Origin of the sequence: Pseudomonas viridiflava (genome assembly GCF_900602065.1) — a bacterium.
Classification (GTDB): domain Bacteria; phylum Pseudomonadota; class Gammaproteobacteria; order Pseudomonadales; family Pseudomonadaceae; genus Aquipseudomonas.
In genome coordinates, this window is sequence record NZ_UWFN01000166.1 from 57,450 (window position 1) to 73,617 (window position 16,168).

The window sequence follows — 16,168 nt, forward strand, 5'->3', positions numbered from 1 at the left end:
GATCGCGTCGCCCATATCGCGGGCAAGCCTCGCTCCCACATTAGATTGCATTACAGTCCACAAAGTTATGTATCGTTTTATAAGAGCCCGTTGATGACTGATCCAGACGTTCCAAACCCAGAGCTGCCTGTTGCCGAAGAAGGCGAAGAGCGCCAGCACCGCCGTATCAAGAGTTTCGTGATGCGCGCCGGTCGTATGACTGAAGGCCAGCAGCGCGGTCTGGACCAAGGCCGTCCCCTGTATGTGCTGCCTTTGGCCGACGCGCCAGTGGACTACGATCAGGTGTTTGGCCGTTCGGCACCGCGTACTCTGGAAATCGGCTTCGGCATGGGCCATTCGCTGCTGGAAATGGCAGCGGCTGCGCCGGATCAGGATTTCATCGGCGTAGAGGTTCACAACCCGGGCGTTGGCGCACTGCTCAATGGTGTGTTGACTCAGGGCCTGACCAACGTTCGGGTTTACGATTGCGACGCGATTGAAGTGCTCAACCGTTGCATCGCTGACAACAGCCTTGACCGTCTGATGCTGTTCTTCCCGGATCCATGGCACAAGAGCCGTCACCACAAGCGCCGTATCGTGCAGCCTGCGTTTGCCGAGCTGGTGCGCAGCAAATTGAAGGTCGGCGGTGTTCTGCACATGGCCACTGACTGGGAACCGTATGCCGAGTTCATGCTGGAAGTGATGAATGTCGCACCGGGTTATCGCAACCTGGCTGAAGACGGCAAGTGCGTGCCGCGCCCGGCCGAGCGCCCGATCACCAAGTTCGAACGCCGCGGCGAGCGTTTAGGGCATGGGGTGTGGGATTTGAAGTTCGAGAAGGTGGATTAACTAATACCAATCCCTCTGTAGGAGCTGCCGAAGGCTGCGAACATGGCGAAACCGCAGCGACCGGTTCCCGGTCGTTCGCAGCCTTCGGCAGCTCCTACAGGGTGAGTTACTTACGATCCGCAACAACCCCGATCAACACCAGCACCACCAACAACACCGGCGCCAGGCTGTAGTTGTTGAACTGGCTCAGGCCGCGAATGACCCACGGTGTGGCGTAGATCAGGGCCGCGCCGCTGCCGATGGTGACCAGCAAGGCCATCAGCGGGATGCGCAAGGCTCCTGCAAAGCTACTGATGCGCTGTTCGACCCAGCCCTTGAAGTCTGAGCCAAACAGCACCAGCAAACAGCCCACCAAGGCGAGGGATATTTCCGATAGGTTGCTGCGGCTCCAACGGGAGATGGTGGCGAGCAGGTCGAGTATCAAATCCATGCAGGGTCCTTAGATCAGAAAGTATTGCAGCAGGTCGTTGAGGAACAACTGGCCTTGCGGCGTTGCGACCAAGCGGGTCGGATCAGCTTGCAGCAGGCCACGTTGTTCGGCTTGCTGGCGTGCGCTGGCCAGCGAATCGAGGCTTAGACCCGTACGTTCACGAAATAATGCAGCGTCTACACCATTTGTCAGGCGCAGCGCATTCATCAGGAATTCGAAAGGCAGCTCTTCAATGCTCAGCAGCTTCTCGCCGGCCTTGAATGGCTTGGCCGGATTCAGATAATCCTTCGGCAAACGGGTCTTCCAGGTACGCACTATGCGCCCGTCGGGATGACTGAGCTTGCCATGGGCTCCGGCACCGATGCCGATGAAATCACCGAAGCTCCAGTAATTCAGGTTATGCCGCGCCGGTCGGCCGGGTTGCGCATAGGCCGACACTTCGTATTGCGCGTAGCCGTTCTGCGCCAGCAGCAACTGGCCTGCCTCCTGGATGTCCCACAGGATGTCGTCTTCGGGCAGCGTCGGCGGCTGATTCCAGAACACCGTGTTTGGCTCCAGCGTCAGCTGATACCAGGACAGATGTGTCGGTTTCAGGTCGATGGCTTGTTGCAGGTCGCCCAATGCATCCTCAGGCGACTGATCGGGCAGGCCGTGCATCAAGTCCATGTTGAAGTTATCGAAGCCCGCCTGACGCGCCATGTCTGCGGCACGAATAGCTTCATCGCCGTTATGAATACGGCCTAGCGCCTTGAGTTTGGCTTCCTGAAAACTCTGAATGCCGATGGACAGACGATTGATACCCAGCCCGCGATAAGCACTGAATTTGACCTGCTCGAACGTGCCGGGATTCGCTTCAAGAGTGATTTCGATGTCGCTGGCAAAACGAATCCGCTGCTCGACACCCTTGAGCACGCGGCCCAGCGCATCTGCACTGAACAGACTTGGGGTGCCGCCACCGAAGAAGATCGAACTCAGCTCTCGACCGTGCACATGGGGTAAATCCAGATCAAGGTCGGCCAGCAGCGCGTCGATGTATTCGGCTTCTGGCAACACCGGGCTGGCGGTGTGGGAGTTGAAGTCGCAGTACGGGCATTTGCGCACGCACCACGGGATGTGGATGTACAGCGACAGCGGCGGCAGTTGCGGCAGTGCAGCCCTCGGCCCGGTTGAGGTAAAACCGGTTTGGCCGAGGTACAGCGTTGTTGCAGGCGTTTCCTGGGTCATTTCAAGCCCAGACGCTTAAGCAGGATCGCCATGGCGCGCGCGCGGTGGCTGAGTTGATTCTTTTCTACAGGGCTCAGGTCTGCGCTGGAGCAATCGCGCTCCGGCACCCAGAACAGCGGATCGTAACCGAAACCGTGCTCACCGCTGGCGGCGGTCAGGATGCGCCCGTGCCACAAACCTTCACAGAGAATTGGCAGTGGATCGTCCGCATGACGCACCAGCGCCAGCACGCAAACAAACTGAGCGCCGCGTTGCTCTTCAGGCACATCCTTGAGTGCATCGAGCAGCTTGGCGTTGTTGGCAGCATCGCCTTGGCCGTCGGCGTAGCGGGCGGAGTAGATCCCTGGCGCACCGCCGAGGAAGTCCACTGCCAGGCCCGAGTCATCAGCCAGCGCCGGCAAGCCCGAAATCCGTGCTGCGTTGCGGGCTTTGAGGATCGCGTTCTCAACGAACGACAGGCCGGTTTCTTCCGGTTCCACGCTGCTGAATTCGCCGATGGAGCGCAGTTGCACACTGTCGCCGAGCATGGCCTGGAGTTCTTTGAGCTTGCCAGCGTTGTGGCTGGCCAATACGAGCTGAGGGAAATTCATCATTCGCCTGGGTAAATGTCTTGATTGAAGCTGAAGGAATGGCTTTCTTCATTCCCGGCTCTTACATCAATGTTGAAGGTGTAGGTTTCGGCCTGTTTAACCGGGAACTGTGCGATGTAACTGATCCAGCCTTTATCCGTGACTTGCTTGAAAGTCAGCGGCTTGGGGCGTCCGCTCAGGTCCTTGTAGGTGCCGTTTACGCTCGATGGTAATGGCTTGCCCGCCTTGAGTACGGTGATATTCAGCACACTCAGTTGCTTGCTGCGAGTCAGGCTCGATGCGGCGGCCACTTCCTGTGACAAGGTGCTTGAAGCGAACGCGTTGTAATAGACCGTCACGTCGCCAAAGGTCTCCTGCCGGTTGGGCTTGGCATAGTCTGCGGCAACCGCAGACAGGCTAAGGGCGCACATCAACATGATTGCCAGGCGACGCATGGGTTTTCTTCCACCTATGAATTGAAATGCGATCCTGTAGGAGCGAGCTTGCTCGCGATGCGGTAGACCATTCACCAAATGTATTGACTGGTCTATCGCTATCGCGAGCAAGCTCGCTCCTACAGGGCCAGCGTTACCGCCCTACCTCAAATCGCGATCTTGTGTTCCTGCAACCCCGGGCTGCTGACCCGGTAGATACCGATCTCACCTAACAGGTTAGGCCATTGTTTGCTGGCCCAGCCATGCCGATGCTGTTGATCTACTGCCAGCCGATCAATGACCTTTGCATGGCGTCCACGGCACAGCTCTTCGAAGTCTTCGAAGGTGCAGAAGTGGATGTTCGGCGTGTTGTACCAGGTGTAAGGCAGAAAGTCAGAAACCGGCATCCGGCCCTTCGTCGCCAGATACCAGCGGCAGCGCCAATGACCGAAGTTCGGGAACGTGATGATGCACTGGCGGCCCACGCGCAGCATTTCGTCGAGAATCTTGTCCGGGTAGTGCACGGCTTGCAGGGCCTGGGTCATGACTACGACGTCGAAGCTGTTGCTGGCGAAGTTGCCCAGGCCCTTGTCCAGATCCTGTTCGATGACGTTGACGCCCTTGGTAATGCAGCGAGCAATGTTATCGGCGTCGTTCTCAAGGCCGTAGCCGGTGACTTGCTTGTTGTCGCGCAGCCAGGCCAGCAGTTCGCCGTCGCCGCAGCCAAGGTCGAGTACGCGACTGCCCGCAGGGATCCATTCTTGGATGATTTCAAGATCGGCTCTCATGGCGTCCTCAAAGTACAATTCGGTTCATGTAGCTGGAGAAAGCCTGCAGGTAGCGCGGGATCGGGATCAGGAACGCATCATGGCCCTGAGGTGCGTCGATCTCCATGTAACAGACGTTCTTTTTCGCTGCCATCAGCGCATCTACCAGTTCCCGGGATCGGGCAGGTGAGAAGCGCCAGTCGGTGGTGAACGACATCACGCAAAAGTCTGCCGTCACGTTGGCAAATGTCGCGGCCAGATCGTCGTTGAACGCGCCTGCCGGGTCGAAGTAATCCAGCGCCTTGGTCATCAACAGGTATGTGTTGGCGTCAAAGCGGCCAGAGAACTCTTCACCCTGATAGCGCAGATAGCTTTCAACCTGAAACTCCACGCTGTGGAAATCGTAGTTGAGCTTCTCGCTCTTCAAGCCACGCCCGAATTTTTCGCCCATGGAGTCATCGGACAGGTAGGTGATGTGCCCGACCATCCGCGCCAGCATCAGGCCGCGCTTGGGGATGACGCCAAATTCCTGAAAGTCGCCGCCGTGGAATTCCGGGTCCGAAAGGATGGCCTGACGCGCAACCTCGTTGAAGGCGATGTTTTGCGCCGACAACTTGGGGGCCGAGGCGATTGCCAGACAGTGTCGCACCCGATCCGGGTAAGTCATGGTCCATTGCAGCGCCTGCATGCCGCCCAGGCTGCCACCGACTACCGCTGCCCATTGATCGATACCGAGCAGATCGGCCAACCGCGCCTGGCTGTGTACCCAGTCCTCTACGGTCAGGACCGGAAAGTTGGCACCAAAGGGCTTGCCGGTTTCCGGGTCGATGCTGCTCGGGCCTGTTGAGCCATTGCAGCCGCCGAGGTTATTAAGGCTGACGACGAAGAACCGGTTGGTGTCGATAGGCTTGCCGGGACCGATACAGCTGTCCCACCAACCGGGCTTGCGGTCATCGACGCTGTTGTAGCCTGCCGCGTGGTGATGACCGGAAAGGGCATGACAAATCAACACGGCGTTGCTGCGCGCTGCGTTGAGTTGGCCATAGGTTTCATAGATCAGATCGTAGGCAGGCAACGAGCGGCCACAGGCCAGTGCCAGAGGCTCGCTGAAATGTGCCGTTTGCGGCGTGACTAGACCGACAGAATCTTCGGGAAAGACCGTGGACATCGACCCTGCTCTCGCTTAAATGAGGCGTAAGTTTAAAGACCGCGGGGGGGAGGGGCAACAGAGGAATTCGGTGGGCACTTCCGGGCAAGCACCGCTCCCACAAGGTTGGCCATGATCTCAAGCTCATGGTGTACCTGTGGGACCGAATTCATTCGGGAAGGCGGTATTTCAGGCGGTACATAGGCGGTGGATGTGCCGGCCCATTCGCGAATGAATTCGCTCCCACAGGAATAGCGTCAGCAGACAGACAAAGTGTCTCCGATAGCCCTTCGCATCACAGGGCTTACGCGGTACGCCCTGACTCAAACAGGAACCAGATACGACGTTCGGCTTCGTCGATCCAGTTTTCCAGCAGGCTGGCGGTGGCGACATCGTTGTGTTCGTCGCACAGCGCGTGGGTTTCGCGCATGTAGTTGGCCAGTTGCATGTTGTCCTCGCGCAGTTCCGCGAGCATGTCGGCTGGTGTCACGAAGTCAGCGTCGTTGTCGGCAATACGTTGCAGACGCTGGATGTGCCCGGTCGAGCGCAAGGTGGTGCCGCCCAGTTTGCGGACGCGTTCAGCGATGGCGTCGGTAGTGGCGAAAATTTGATCAGCCTGGTCATCCAGCAACAAGTGATAGTCGCGAAAGTAGGGGCCGGACATGTGCCAGTGGAAGTTTTTGGTTTTCAGGTACAGGCCGAAGATATCGGCCAGCAAGGTATTGAGTTCAGCGGACAGATCACGCCGTGCCTCTTCGCCCAGGCTGTTGGGCGTGTGCAAATCTGCTTTGCGCAGTTCTTTGGCGGCTTCAAGATTTTTCATCAGACGTTTCCTTCCTCAGTAGTCGGTCGGCGTAACGGGCGATGCCAGTGAGCATCCTGATGACATTGCAGCACTGTGCCTGGCGGCCTTCTTTACCGCTTGTGCTCAAATCTTTATGCACAATGGGTGAGGGAAAATAGCCAAATGGAATGAAATTTATGGAAATGTTCTTGTTTGAGTTTAACTCTATGTTTTAGAAGGTTTTTTAGTCTTGTTTGAGGTTAACTTCTGACCGTTCGGATAAGTAGCTTGCTAAGCAAATCACCTGCCCCGTGATTTTTCATCAACAGAGTTATCCACAGGCTATCCCGTTGATCCGCGTCAATGCAGCTGTGCAATCAGCAACAGATTACGTGGGGTGATGTTGCTTTCGCAGAAGGTGCCGACGCTCACACGGTAGTGCTGTTCTTGCAGATAAAGCGCCTGATCGAGCACCAGCCATAACTCCAGAGGCCGACGGAACAAGTTGCGAACCAATTCCAGATTCCGCACCTGTGCCAGGCGTTCCTGGCCCGCAGCTTCAAGGGTGGACCAATGTTGAATACCTGGGTCGGGCAAGCCTTTGAGTGTTGCAAGATCGCGGCAATAGTCTTCAAAAGACTTATCCAGCCAAGCGCTGGGCAGTGAAGGAGTCGGCAGATAAGCGTCGCTGTTTTGCAGGCGTCTTTGCAGTAAATCAAAAGCCAGTCGGCGAGCCATGGATTGGTCGCGCTGACGACGAACGCGAGCTCCGGCAGTCACGGTCTCGCTCAGAGGTAAGCCGAGATCCTCCCGGGACAACCCCAAGGCTGATGCCTGCCCTTCGCTGGATACCGGCTGATACTGTTCGGCTTCGATGCGGTTGTAACAACATGGCGCGATAGCCAATTGAGTGCAGCCGACCTGGCTGGCAAGACGCATCAACTGAATGTGTAGATCCCCGCATGCATGCAGGGCGACGGGCGTGTGATGGGCTTGCAGCCGGCGCCAGGCATCGTCGGCCATGACGTCCTGTTGTACATGCGTAGCCTTGAGCTTCAGACGCTGGCTGAGTTCATGCCCCGCTTCGACCAAGGCCGGGTCACGTTCCAGGCAGGTCAGTGCCTGGTCAGTTTCGAGCAAACGACGCCCCAAATGACCTTTGCCCGAACACCAGTCCAGCCAATGGGAAGGCTCTCGCTCGAAGCTGAGGCAACTGGCAAATGCTTCGATCTGCTGCCATTTGCGTCCTGGCACGTCGACACTCATGCGCGGCGCTGCCGGGGTAAGTGCCGAAGCGGGCAGTGCCGGTAACTGACTTAGTTCCCGGGCTTCACGCGCCAATTGCGGGAAAGGGAAGGGTGCTGCCAACTGGTCGGGGTGGTTGTGGGCAACCTCGGCCTGGCTGAGCGAGCGCTGACGTAGCCATTCAGCCATTTCTGGATACTGGCGTTCCCAAGGCAAATGCAAGTGAGTGAATGGCTTGGGCCGCCATAGCGATTGCCAGGCAAACAGGAAACTGTCCAGTGCCCGGAAGCGACTGCGAAGCTGTTCGTCGTGCAAAGCGGGGTCGTTGGCCATGGTCAGCTATCGCGTTCAAGCGTGTAAGGGGCTGGCGGTTTAAACGCCAGCCCCCTTCATAACAGCGTGGTGATCAGCCGTCTACGCGTATGAACGTCCGGGCCCTGAAAAATTTACCGCAAAGGCTTGAGCCAGAGCCTTCAATTACAGGATGCTGAACGGGAAGTACTTGTCGTTGATCTTCTTGTAGCTGCCGTCTTCGATGATTTCCTTGATCGCCAGGTTGAGTCGGGCGCGTAGTGGATCGTTAAGGCGCACCGCAATGCCGATCTTGTCGTTATCCAGAACCGGGTCGCCTTTGAACTCGAAGCTTGAGCCGGCCTGGCCTTTGAGCCATTCGTAGCTGACATATTTGTCAGCGAGGATCGCGTCCACGTGCCCTTCGGCCAGATCGGCAAAGGCACTTTCCTGGGTGTCGTAGAGCTTCAGGGTGATATCCATACCGAGGTTTTCCTGCAGCCACGACGCTGACAACGTAGAAGCTTGCGCACCAATGGTCTTGCCCAGCAGCGAGTTGTGAATCGAATCCTTGTCAGTTTTGAGCTCGGTGCCTTTTGGCGCAACAAACTGCAGTTTGTTGGAGTAGTACGGCTCGGTGAAGTCCACCAGCTCGCGGCGCTCCTGGGTGATCGACATTGAGGAAATCAGGAAGTCGAACTTGTTGTCATTAAGGGCCGGGATGATGCCCTCCCATTCGGTGGTCACGACTTCGCACTCTACTTTCATTTTTGCGCACAGTGCATGGCCGATTTCGACATCGAAGCCCACTGCCTGGCCGCTGGCATCCTTACCGTTGAACGGTGGGTAAGCCCCTTCGACCCCGAACTTCAATGTCTCCACCGCAAAGGCGCTGGTAGTGAAAGCCAGTGTGGCGGCTGCGACCAGCAGGAATTTTTTGTACATCTGCATGGGTGTTGCTCCGTTGCAATTGCGGGACGTATTGAGCTGCTGGTAGTGACGACTGCTGTTGGACATGAGTTACCGCAAAATGTCGCTGTCGGCCTGAAGCATTTGTTAAGCCATGTATCGACACCTTTCAGCATTTGCTCACCGATGCACGATGTCTTTGTGCAAACCGAAACCTTGTGGGAGCGAATTTATTCGCGAAGCGGTTTTCAGGGAAATACATCAGCGTCTCGCGAACGCTTTCGCGAATGAATTCGCTCCCACAGAGGGGTACATGCATGTCGCAAGAGAGCCATCAACTGAATGATTTGTCCTGCCGCTTTGTGCTTATTTTCGTTCGTGCTTACCCAGAGCACTCCAATAGTGCGCACTTAAACATGTTGTGTATTTTTGGTGCATTTCCGTTGAGCAAGCCTGTGCACATCGGTAACAAAACGTGTCACTGCTTGGCTGAAACGATTCTTCACCTGCGTAATCCGATTGCTCTAGCGCTAACGTTTCCATGAGCGACGTCGTTTTTGAACTGTTCTGGCGCAAAACTTGCGTAAAGAATAAAAAACGCCCCGTTTCTTTCCTTTTACGGAGACGGTCAGGCAGTCGCTCCGCACGCAAAGGTAGTTTTATGAGCAGCATCCCTAATGCTTCAGAGCTCAATCAGGGGCTCAAACCTCGGCACATCACCATGCTGTCCATTGCTGGTGTCATTGGCGCCGGTCTGTTTGTCGGTTCCGGGCATGCGATTGCCGAGGCCGGTCCGGCAGTTCTGTTGGCTTATGCGGCTGCTGGTACGTTGGTGGTACTGGTCATGCGCATGCTGGCCGAAATGGCAGTAGCGGCACCGGATACCGGGTCGTTTTCGACCTATGCTGATCGCGCCATCGGGCATTGGGCCGGGTTCACGATCGGTTGGCTGTACTGGTGGTTCTGGGTATTGGTCATCCCGTTGGAGGCCAACGCGGCCGCAACGATCCTGCATGCGTGGTTCCCGAACATCGCGATCTGGGTGTTCACGTTGGTCATCACCTTGCTGCTCACGGTAACCAACCTGTTCAGCGTGAAGAACTACGGTGAGTTCGAGTTCTGGTTCGCCTTGATCAAGGTGCTGGCGATCATCGGCTTCGTAGCGCTGGGCGTGGCGGCTATCTTCGGCCTGCTGCCCAACAGCCAGGTCAGCGGCGTCAGCCATCTGTTCGATACCCAAGGCTTTTTGCCTAACGGCATGGGCGCCGTGCTGGCCGCGATGCTGACGACCATGTTCTCGTTCATGGGCACCGAGATCGTCACCATCGCGGCTGCGGAATCAAAAAATCCGGAAAAACAGATCACCAAGGCCACCAACTCGGTGATCTGGCGGATCTGTCTGTTCTATCTGGTTTCGATCTTCATCGTGGTCTCGCTCGTACCGTGGAATGATCCACGCCTGGCTGAAGTGGGTTCCTATCAGACTGTGCTGGACATGATGGGCATCCCGAATGCCAAGTTGATTGTGGATATCGTGGTGCTGATTGCGGTAACCAGCTGCCTCAACTCTGCCCTGTACACCGCTTCGCGCATGCTGTTCTCGTTAGGCAAACGCGGCGATGCCCCTGCAGTTGCGACGCGTACCAGCAAAAGCGGCACACCTCACTGGGCGGTGATCTTGTCTACTGCAGCTGCGTTCCTGACGGTATTCGCTAACTATGTGGCTCCGGCAGCAGTGTTTGAATTCCTGCTCGCCAGCTCCGGTGCAATCGCGCTGCTGGTGTACCTGGTGATCGCGGTTTCCCAACTGCGCATGCGTCAGAAGAGCATCGCAGCGGGTGAAACCCTGTCGTTCCGGATGTGGCTGTTCCCGTACCTGACCTGGGCGGTGATCGTGTTCATCGTGGGCGTGTTGGGCATCATGCTGGTTCAGGAGTCGCACCGCGTGGAGATCATCGCGACGGGCTTGCTGAGCATTCTGGTGATTGCTGCCGGCGTTCTGGTTTCCCGTCGTCGCAAGGGCGAGCGGGCTGGCAAGGCTGTGTTGAATTGACCGATTGACCCGCTGAAAACACAAAACGGCCGCGATCAGTAATGATCGCGGCCGTTTTTGTTTGCCCCATGAAACCCGGACCCGTAGGAGCGCGCTTGCCCGCGATGGCGGTCTGTCTGCAACAGATCAGGTGTTTGATACGCCGCCATCGCGGGCAAGCGCGCTCCTACGAAAGACAAGCGCCGTAGTTCTACTTACTCTTCATCAACCCCGAACACGCCGCCTTGTAAGCCTCGTGCTGATACTTGTTCAGCGAAGCAGGCAAGGCGAAGTCGTGTTTTTTGTTCTGCGCGTTGATGGTTTGCGGTGACAGCAGGGTGACCTCGCAATCGCGCAGTAACTGAAAGACCGTCTCAATCTTGAAGGTGGTCGGGCCACCGGCGAATTCGCCTTTTTTACTGCGCTTTTTGATGACGATGTGGCTGATTCCGTTTTCACGTACGAAGCCGGCGATCTGCGTCGCGAAAGCTTTGACGTTGGCGGACTCGTCGTCATCTTCGAGCGCCAGCTTCTTGGTCGCCAGGGGCACATGTTCAAGGCCACCTTGCTGGCGTGTCGCCAATGCAAAAATAGCCTCGCTGCCTTTGATTTCCACACCACAAATAATCATGAAAGAGCCTTTACGTCATTGCCTTGGGTTATAAGGCAGACACCATAGCTCATTGCGGTGTTCATTCCTGCGCGATCGATTCCAGATACTCGGAGCGCTCATCGCTGGTACGTGCAAGGCAGTCGTTCTGAGCGATGTTAAAGGCTTTGCTGCCAGCCGCAGCCGGGAACACTTCCACTGCGCAATCGGCGTCGCGAAGTTTTTCCCACGCCAGTTGGGCAGCCTTGAGTTTTTCGCCGAAGGCGTTGGCCTGGGACTTGTTCGCCCCGAACTGAGTGTTAACCCGCTGCAACAGGTTCTGGAAGTTCTCTTTCAGCAGTTCTTCTGCCGTGTCCCGGCTGTACTTCGAGCACTCAAGCGTCTGTTGGTCTTCTTCGACGCCATCGCATGGGGATACGTCGGGGTTTTGTGCCGCGTGGGCGCCAGCGATGCCGGACGCTAAAAGAAGCAAAGCCAGGAAAACCTTGTTCATCGAGTCTCTCCACTCCATTTGATGAGCTGGATTCTGGCCTAAGCGCGCCCTAAAGAACAGGTTGGCGAGATGCACGTCGGCAGCGTCCTGTCGCCCTTTGTCGTTTCTTGACGCTTTCGGCAAACCCCCTGTCGTTTTTGCACCCGGCTCGCTCGACCCTCAGGCATATGCTGGCCCCAATAGCGTCGGCATACGATTCGACGCACCAGTACCTAATCAGCACTTATATAAAGGGACAGCCTGATGAGCCCAGCCGAATTACACGCCGACAGCATCGTTATTGACGGGCTGATCATCGCCAAGTGGAACCGTGAGCTGTTCGAAGACATGCGTAAAGGCGGTCTGACCATGGCCAACTGCACCGTGTCGGTGTGGGAGGGCTTTCAGGCGACCATCGACAGCATCTGCAAAAGTCAGAAGCTGATGCGTGAAAACAGCGACCTGGTGATGCCGGTGCGGACCACCGCCGACATCCGCAAGGCGAAAGAACTGGGCAAGACCGGCATCCTCTTCGGCTTCCAGAATGCTCACGCTTACGAAGATCAGATCGGCTACGTCGAGATCTTCAAACAGCTGGGCGTGGGTATCGTGCAGATGTGCTACAACACCCAGAACCTGGTGGGCACCGGCTGCTATGAGCGTGATGGCGGGTTGTCCGGTTTCGGTCGCGAAATCGTCGCTGAAATGAACCGGGTCGGCGTTATGTGCGACCTGTCCCATGTAGGCTCCAAGACTTCCGAAGAAGTCATCCTCGAATCGAAAAAGCCAGTCTGCTATTCCCACTGTCTGCCGTCGGGTCTTAAAGAGCACCCGCGCAACAAATCCGACGAAGAGCTGAAGTTCATCGCTGATCACGGCGGTTTTGTCGGCGTGACCATGTTTGCGCCGTTCCTGGCCAAAGGCATTGAGTCGACCATCGACGATTACGCCGAAGCCATCGAATACACCATGAACATCGTCGGCGAAGATGCCATTGGGATTGGGACCGACTTCACTCAAGGCCACGGTCAGGACTTCTTCGAGTATCTGACTCACGACAAAGGCTACGCACGCCGCCTGACCAGCTTCGGCAAGATCATCAACCCGCTGGGTATCCGCACGGTTGGCGAGTTCCCGAACCTGACCGAGACCCTGCTCAAGCGCGGCCATTCCGAGCGCACGGTGCGCAAGATCATGGGCGAGAACTGGGTCAACGTGCTCAAAGATGTCTGGGGCGAGTAACACCCCGGTCACGAGCAAAACCTTTACTGAATTGATCACCCCGCTGCCATTTCGCGCAGTGGGCGTACCCCGAACATCTGGAGTTTGACCCCATGGCTAAAATCGCCCCGCAACTGCCTATCGAAGTCGACAGCGAAACCGGCGTCTGGACCTCCGATGCATTGCCGATGCTGTACGTGCCACGCCACTTTTTCGTCAACAACCACATGGGCATCGAAGAAGTACTGGGCGCTGATGCTTACGCCGACATTCTCTACAAGGCTGGCTACAAATCCGCCTGGCACTGGTGTGAGAAAGAAGCTGAATGCCACGGTCTGGAAGGCGTTGCGGTATTCGAACACTACATGAAACGTCTGTCGCAGCGCGGCTGGGGCCTGTTCAAGATTCAGGACATCGATCTGGAAAAAGGTACTGCCAGCGTCAAGCTTGAGCACTCCTGCTTTGTGTACGTCTACGGCAAAGTCGGCCGCAAGGTCGATTACATGTTCACGGGTTGGTTTGCCGGTGCCATGGACCAGATTCTCGCCGCAGCAGGCAGCCCGATTCGCACCGTGGCCGAGCAAGTGTATGGCGGTTCTGAAGAAGGCCACGACGATGGCCTGTTCATCGTCAAGCCGCTGTAAGTCGAGGATCGTGTTATGGCTTTCGAAGCGATGTTTCAGCCTATCCAGATCGGCAAGCTCACGATTCGCAACCGCGTACTGAGTACTGCTCACGCCGAGGTCTACGCCACCGATGGCGGCATGACCACCGACCGGTACGTGAAGTACTACGAGGAAAAGGCCAAGGGCGGTATTGGTCTGGCGATTTGTGGTGGCTCCTCCAGCGTCGCTATCGACAGCCCGCAAGGCTGGTGGAAGTCGGTCAATCTGGCGACCGACAAGATCATCCCGCACTTCCAGAACCTTGCGGACGCCATGCACAAGCACGGCGCCAAGATCATGATCCAGATTACCCACATGGGTCGTCGCTCTCGCTGGGATGGCGATCATTGGCCGACACTGATGTCGCCGTCTGGCATCCGCGAGCCGGTCCACCGTGCAACCTGCAAAACCATTGAGCCGGAAGAAATCTGGCGGGTGATCGGCAACTACGCCAGCGCTGCGGCGCGAGCCAAGGCCGGTGGCCTGGACGGTGTCGAACTGTCGGCCGTGCACCAGCACATGATCGACCAGTTCTGGAGCCCGCGGGTTAACAAGCGCACAGACGAATGGGGCGGCAGCTTCGAAAACCGCATGCGTTTTGGCCTGGAAGTGATCAAGGCGGTGCGCAAAGAGGTCGGTCCGGACTTCTGCGTGGGCCTGCGTATCTGTGGTGACGAATTCCACCCTGATGGCCTCAGCCACGAAGACATGAAGGAGATCGCCAAGTACTACGACCAGACCGGCATGATCGACTTCATCGGCGTGGTCGGTTCGGGCTGTGATACCCACAACACGCTGGCCAACGTTATTCCGAACATGAGTTATCCACCGGAGCCGTTTCTGCATTTGGCGGCCGGTATCAAGGAGGTGGTCAAGGCGCCTGTGCTGCACGCGCAGAACATCAAGGACCCGAATCAGGCGACGCGGATTCTTGAAGGCGGTTACGTCGACATGGTCGGCATGACCCGCGCGCACATCGCTGACCCGCACCTGATCACCAAGATCAAGATGGGCCAGGTTGACCAGATCAAACAGTGCGTCGGTGCCAACTACTGCATCGACCGCCAATACCAGGGCCTCGACGTACTGTGTATTCAGAACGCCGCAACCTCCCGTGAATACATGGGCGTGCCGCACATCATCGAAAAATCCACCGGGCCAAAACGCAAGGTGGTGATTGTCGGTGCCGGGCCTGCGGGCATGGAAGCAGCGCGGGTTTCGGCTGAGCGCGGCCATGACGTGACGCTGTTCGAGAAGAAGGAATTCATCGGCGGGCAAATCACCACCGCCTCGAAAGCCCCGCAGCGCGACCAGATTGCAGGCATTACCCGCTGGTTCCAGCTGGAGCTGGCGCGCTTGAAAGTCGATCTGCGTCTGGGGACGGCTGCTGATCCGGCGACCATCATGGATCTGCGTCCGGACATCGTCGTGCTGGCGGTGGGCGGTCATCCGTTTCTGGAGCAGAACGAACATTGGGGCGCGGCTGAAGGTTTGGTGGTCAGCAGTTGGGACATCCTCGACGGCAAGGTTGCGCCGGGCAAGAACGTGCTGGTTTACGACACCATCTGTGAGTTCACCGGGATGTCGGCGGCTGACTTCCTTGCCGATAAGGGCTGTCAGGTAGAAATCGTCACCGACGACATCAAACCGGGCGTTGCGATTGGCGGTACGTCGTTCCCGACCTACTACCGCAGCATGTATCCCAAAGAAGTGATCATGACCGGCGACATGATGCTGGAGAAGGTTTACCGCGAAGGCGACAAGCTGGTGGCCGTGCTGGAGAACGAATACACCGGCGCCAAAGAAGAGCGGGTGGTGGATCAGGTGGTCGTCGAAAACGGCGTGCGTCCTGACGAAGAACTGTATTACGCGTTGAAAGCCGACTCGCGCAACAAGGGCCAGATCGATATCGAAGCCTTGTTCGCCATTCAGCCGCAACCGTGTCTGAGCGAGCCGGGTGGCGGGTACCTGTTGTTTCGTATCGGTGACTGCGTGGCACAGCGTAATACCCATGCGGCGATCTATGACGGCTTGCGCCTTTGTAAGGATTTCTGATGGTGATCCTGTAGGAGCGCGCTTGCCCGCGATGAACGATAACGCGGTTGCCCTGATGAACCGCAGCGTCCTTATCGCGGGCAAGCCCAGCTCCCACAGAAAACACCGAATACCCCTGTAGGAGCCGAGCTTGCTCGCGATAAACGATAACGCGGTTTACCAGATACACCGCAGCGTCCTTATCGCGGGCAAGCCCAGCTCCCACAGAAAACACCGAATACCCCTGTAGGAGCCGAGCTTGCTCGCGATAAACGATAACGCGGTTTACCTGATACACCGCAGCGCCCTTATCGCGGGCAAGCCCAGCTCCCACAGAAAACACCGAATACCCCTGTAGGAGCCGAGCTTGCTCGCGATGAACGATAACGCGGTTTACCAGATACACCGCAGCGCCCTTATCGCGGGCAAGCCCAGCTCCCACAGAAAACACCGAATACCCCTGTAGGAGCCGAGCTTGCTCGCGATGAACGATGACGCGGTCTACC

The 16,168-nt window shown here is 57.2% G+C and carries 16 protein-coding genes; 5 read left to right on the forward strand and 11 right to left on the reverse strand.

Going from position 1 to position 16,168, the window contains the following annotated elements; translation table 11 throughout:
* Window positions 1–180: 180 nt before the first annotated feature.
* Window positions 181–828 carry a tRNA (guanosine(46)-N7)-methyltransferase TrmB gene (trmB, locus tag EE949_RS08945; protein ID WP_240350658.1) on the forward strand — a complete coding sequence of 216 codons (648 nt, stop codon included), beginning with the start codon at window positions 181–183 and terminating at the stop codon, window positions 826–828.
* A gap of 106 nt (window positions 829–934) precedes the next feature.
* Here trmB and EE949_RS08950 read toward each other — a convergent pair whose 3' ends face one another.
* The 9 genes from EE949_RS08950 to EE949_RS08990 form a co-directional block, all read right to left on the reverse strand.
* Window positions 935–1,258 carry a DUF3392 family protein gene (locus EE949_RS08950; RefSeq protein WP_122663961.1) on the reverse strand — a complete coding sequence of 108 codons (324 nt, stop codon included), beginning with the start codon at window positions 1,256–1,258 and terminating at the stop codon, window positions 935–937.
* Window positions 1,259–1,267: 9 nt separating this feature from the next.
* The gene (hemW, locus tag EE949_RS08955; protein ID WP_122663962.1) at window positions 1,268–2,482 is read right to left on the reverse strand and encodes a radical SAM family heme chaperone HemW; all 1,215 of its coding nucleotides are present in this window, start codon (window positions 2,480–2,482) and stop codon (window positions 1,268–1,270) included.
* Window positions 2,479–3,075 (reverse strand): RdgB/HAM1 family non-canonical purine NTP pyrophosphatase, encoded by a 597-nt coding sequence (gene rdgB / locus EE949_RS08960; RefSeq protein WP_162874638.1) that lies wholly within the window; start codon window positions 3,073–3,075, stop codon window positions 2,479–2,481. The genes hemW and rdgB overlap by 4 nt, the downstream gene beginning before the upstream one ends.
* Window positions 3,072–3,506 (reverse strand): DUF4426 domain-containing protein, encoded by a 435-nt coding sequence (locus EE949_RS08965; protein ID WP_122663964.1) that lies wholly within the window; start codon window positions 3,504–3,506, stop codon window positions 3,072–3,074. Before EE949_RS08965 ends, rdgB begins: the two co-directional genes overlap by 4 nt.
* 146 nt (window positions 3,507–3,652) lie before the next feature.
* Window positions 3,653–4,273 carry a methionine biosynthesis protein MetW gene (metW, locus tag EE949_RS08970; protein WP_027899503.1) on the reverse strand — a complete coding sequence of 207 codons (621 nt, stop codon included), beginning with the start codon at window positions 4,271–4,273 and terminating at the stop codon, window positions 3,653–3,655.
* A 7-nt stretch (window positions 4,274–4,280) separates the two neighbouring features.
* A complete protein-coding gene (gene metX / locus EE949_RS08975; protein WP_122663965.1) occupies window positions 4,281–5,420 on the reverse strand; it encodes a homoserine O-succinyltransferase MetX in 1,140 nt (379 codons plus the stop codon).
* Between the two features lie 283 nt (window positions 5,421–5,703).
* Window positions 5,704–6,222 carry a Dps family protein gene (locus EE949_RS08980; protein WP_122663966.1) on the reverse strand — a complete coding sequence of 173 codons (519 nt, stop codon included), beginning with the start codon at window positions 6,220–6,222 and terminating at the stop codon, window positions 5,704–5,706.
* A gap of 321 nt (window positions 6,223–6,543) precedes the next feature.
* Window positions 6,544–7,761 carry a methyltransferase gene (locus EE949_RS08985; RefSeq protein ID WP_122663967.1) on the reverse strand — a complete coding sequence of 406 codons (1,218 nt, stop codon included), beginning with the start codon at window positions 7,759–7,761 and terminating at the stop codon, window positions 6,544–6,546.
* Between the two features lie 144 nt (window positions 7,762–7,905).
* Entirely contained in the window at window positions 7,906–8,670 is a 765-nt protein-coding gene (locus EE949_RS08990) for a transporter substrate-binding domain-containing protein (protein ID WP_122663968.1), read from the reverse strand.
* A gap of 619 nt (window positions 8,671–9,289) precedes the next feature.
* On the opposite strand from EE949_RS08990, the gene gabP reads away from it, so the two are divergent.
* Entirely contained in the window at window positions 9,290–10,681 is a 1,392-nt protein-coding gene (gene gabP / locus EE949_RS08995) for a GABA permease (protein ID WP_122663969.1), read from the forward strand.
* A gap of 190 nt (window positions 10,682–10,871) precedes the next feature.
* Here the strand turns inward: gabP and EE949_RS09000 are convergent, their stop codons facing one another.
* Window positions 10,872–11,291, reverse strand: a complete 420-nt coding sequence (locus tag EE949_RS09000) for a DUF3010 family protein (RefSeq protein WP_122663970.1) — start codon at window positions 11,289–11,291, stop codon at window positions 10,872–10,874.
* Window positions 11,292–11,352: 61 nt separating this feature from the next.
* A complete protein-coding gene (locus EE949_RS09005; RefSeq protein WP_122663971.1) occupies window positions 11,353–11,763 on the reverse strand; it encodes a lysozyme inhibitor LprI family protein in 411 nt (136 codons plus the stop codon).
* Between the two features lie 243 nt (window positions 11,764–12,006).
* Here EE949_RS09005 and EE949_RS09010 point away from each other — a divergent pair, with 243 nt between their 5' ends.
* From EE949_RS09010 to dgcA, 3 genes are all read left to right on the forward strand, one after another.
* Window positions 12,007–12,984 (forward strand): dipeptidase, encoded by a 978-nt coding sequence (locus EE949_RS09010; protein WP_122663972.1) that lies wholly within the window; start codon window positions 12,007–12,009, stop codon window positions 12,982–12,984.
* A 92-nt stretch (window positions 12,985–13,076) separates the two neighbouring features.
* A complete protein-coding gene (locus tag EE949_RS09015) occupies window positions 13,077–13,607 on the forward strand; it encodes a DUF5943 domain-containing protein (RefSeq protein ID WP_027899495.1) in 531 nt (176 codons plus the stop codon).
* 15 nt (window positions 13,608–13,622) lie between these two features.
* A complete protein-coding gene (gene dgcA, locus EE949_RS09020; protein WP_122663973.1) occupies window positions 13,623–15,683 on the forward strand; it encodes a dimethylglycine demethylation protein DgcA in 2,061 nt (686 codons plus the stop codon).
* Window positions 15,684–16,168: the final 485 nt, after the last annotated feature.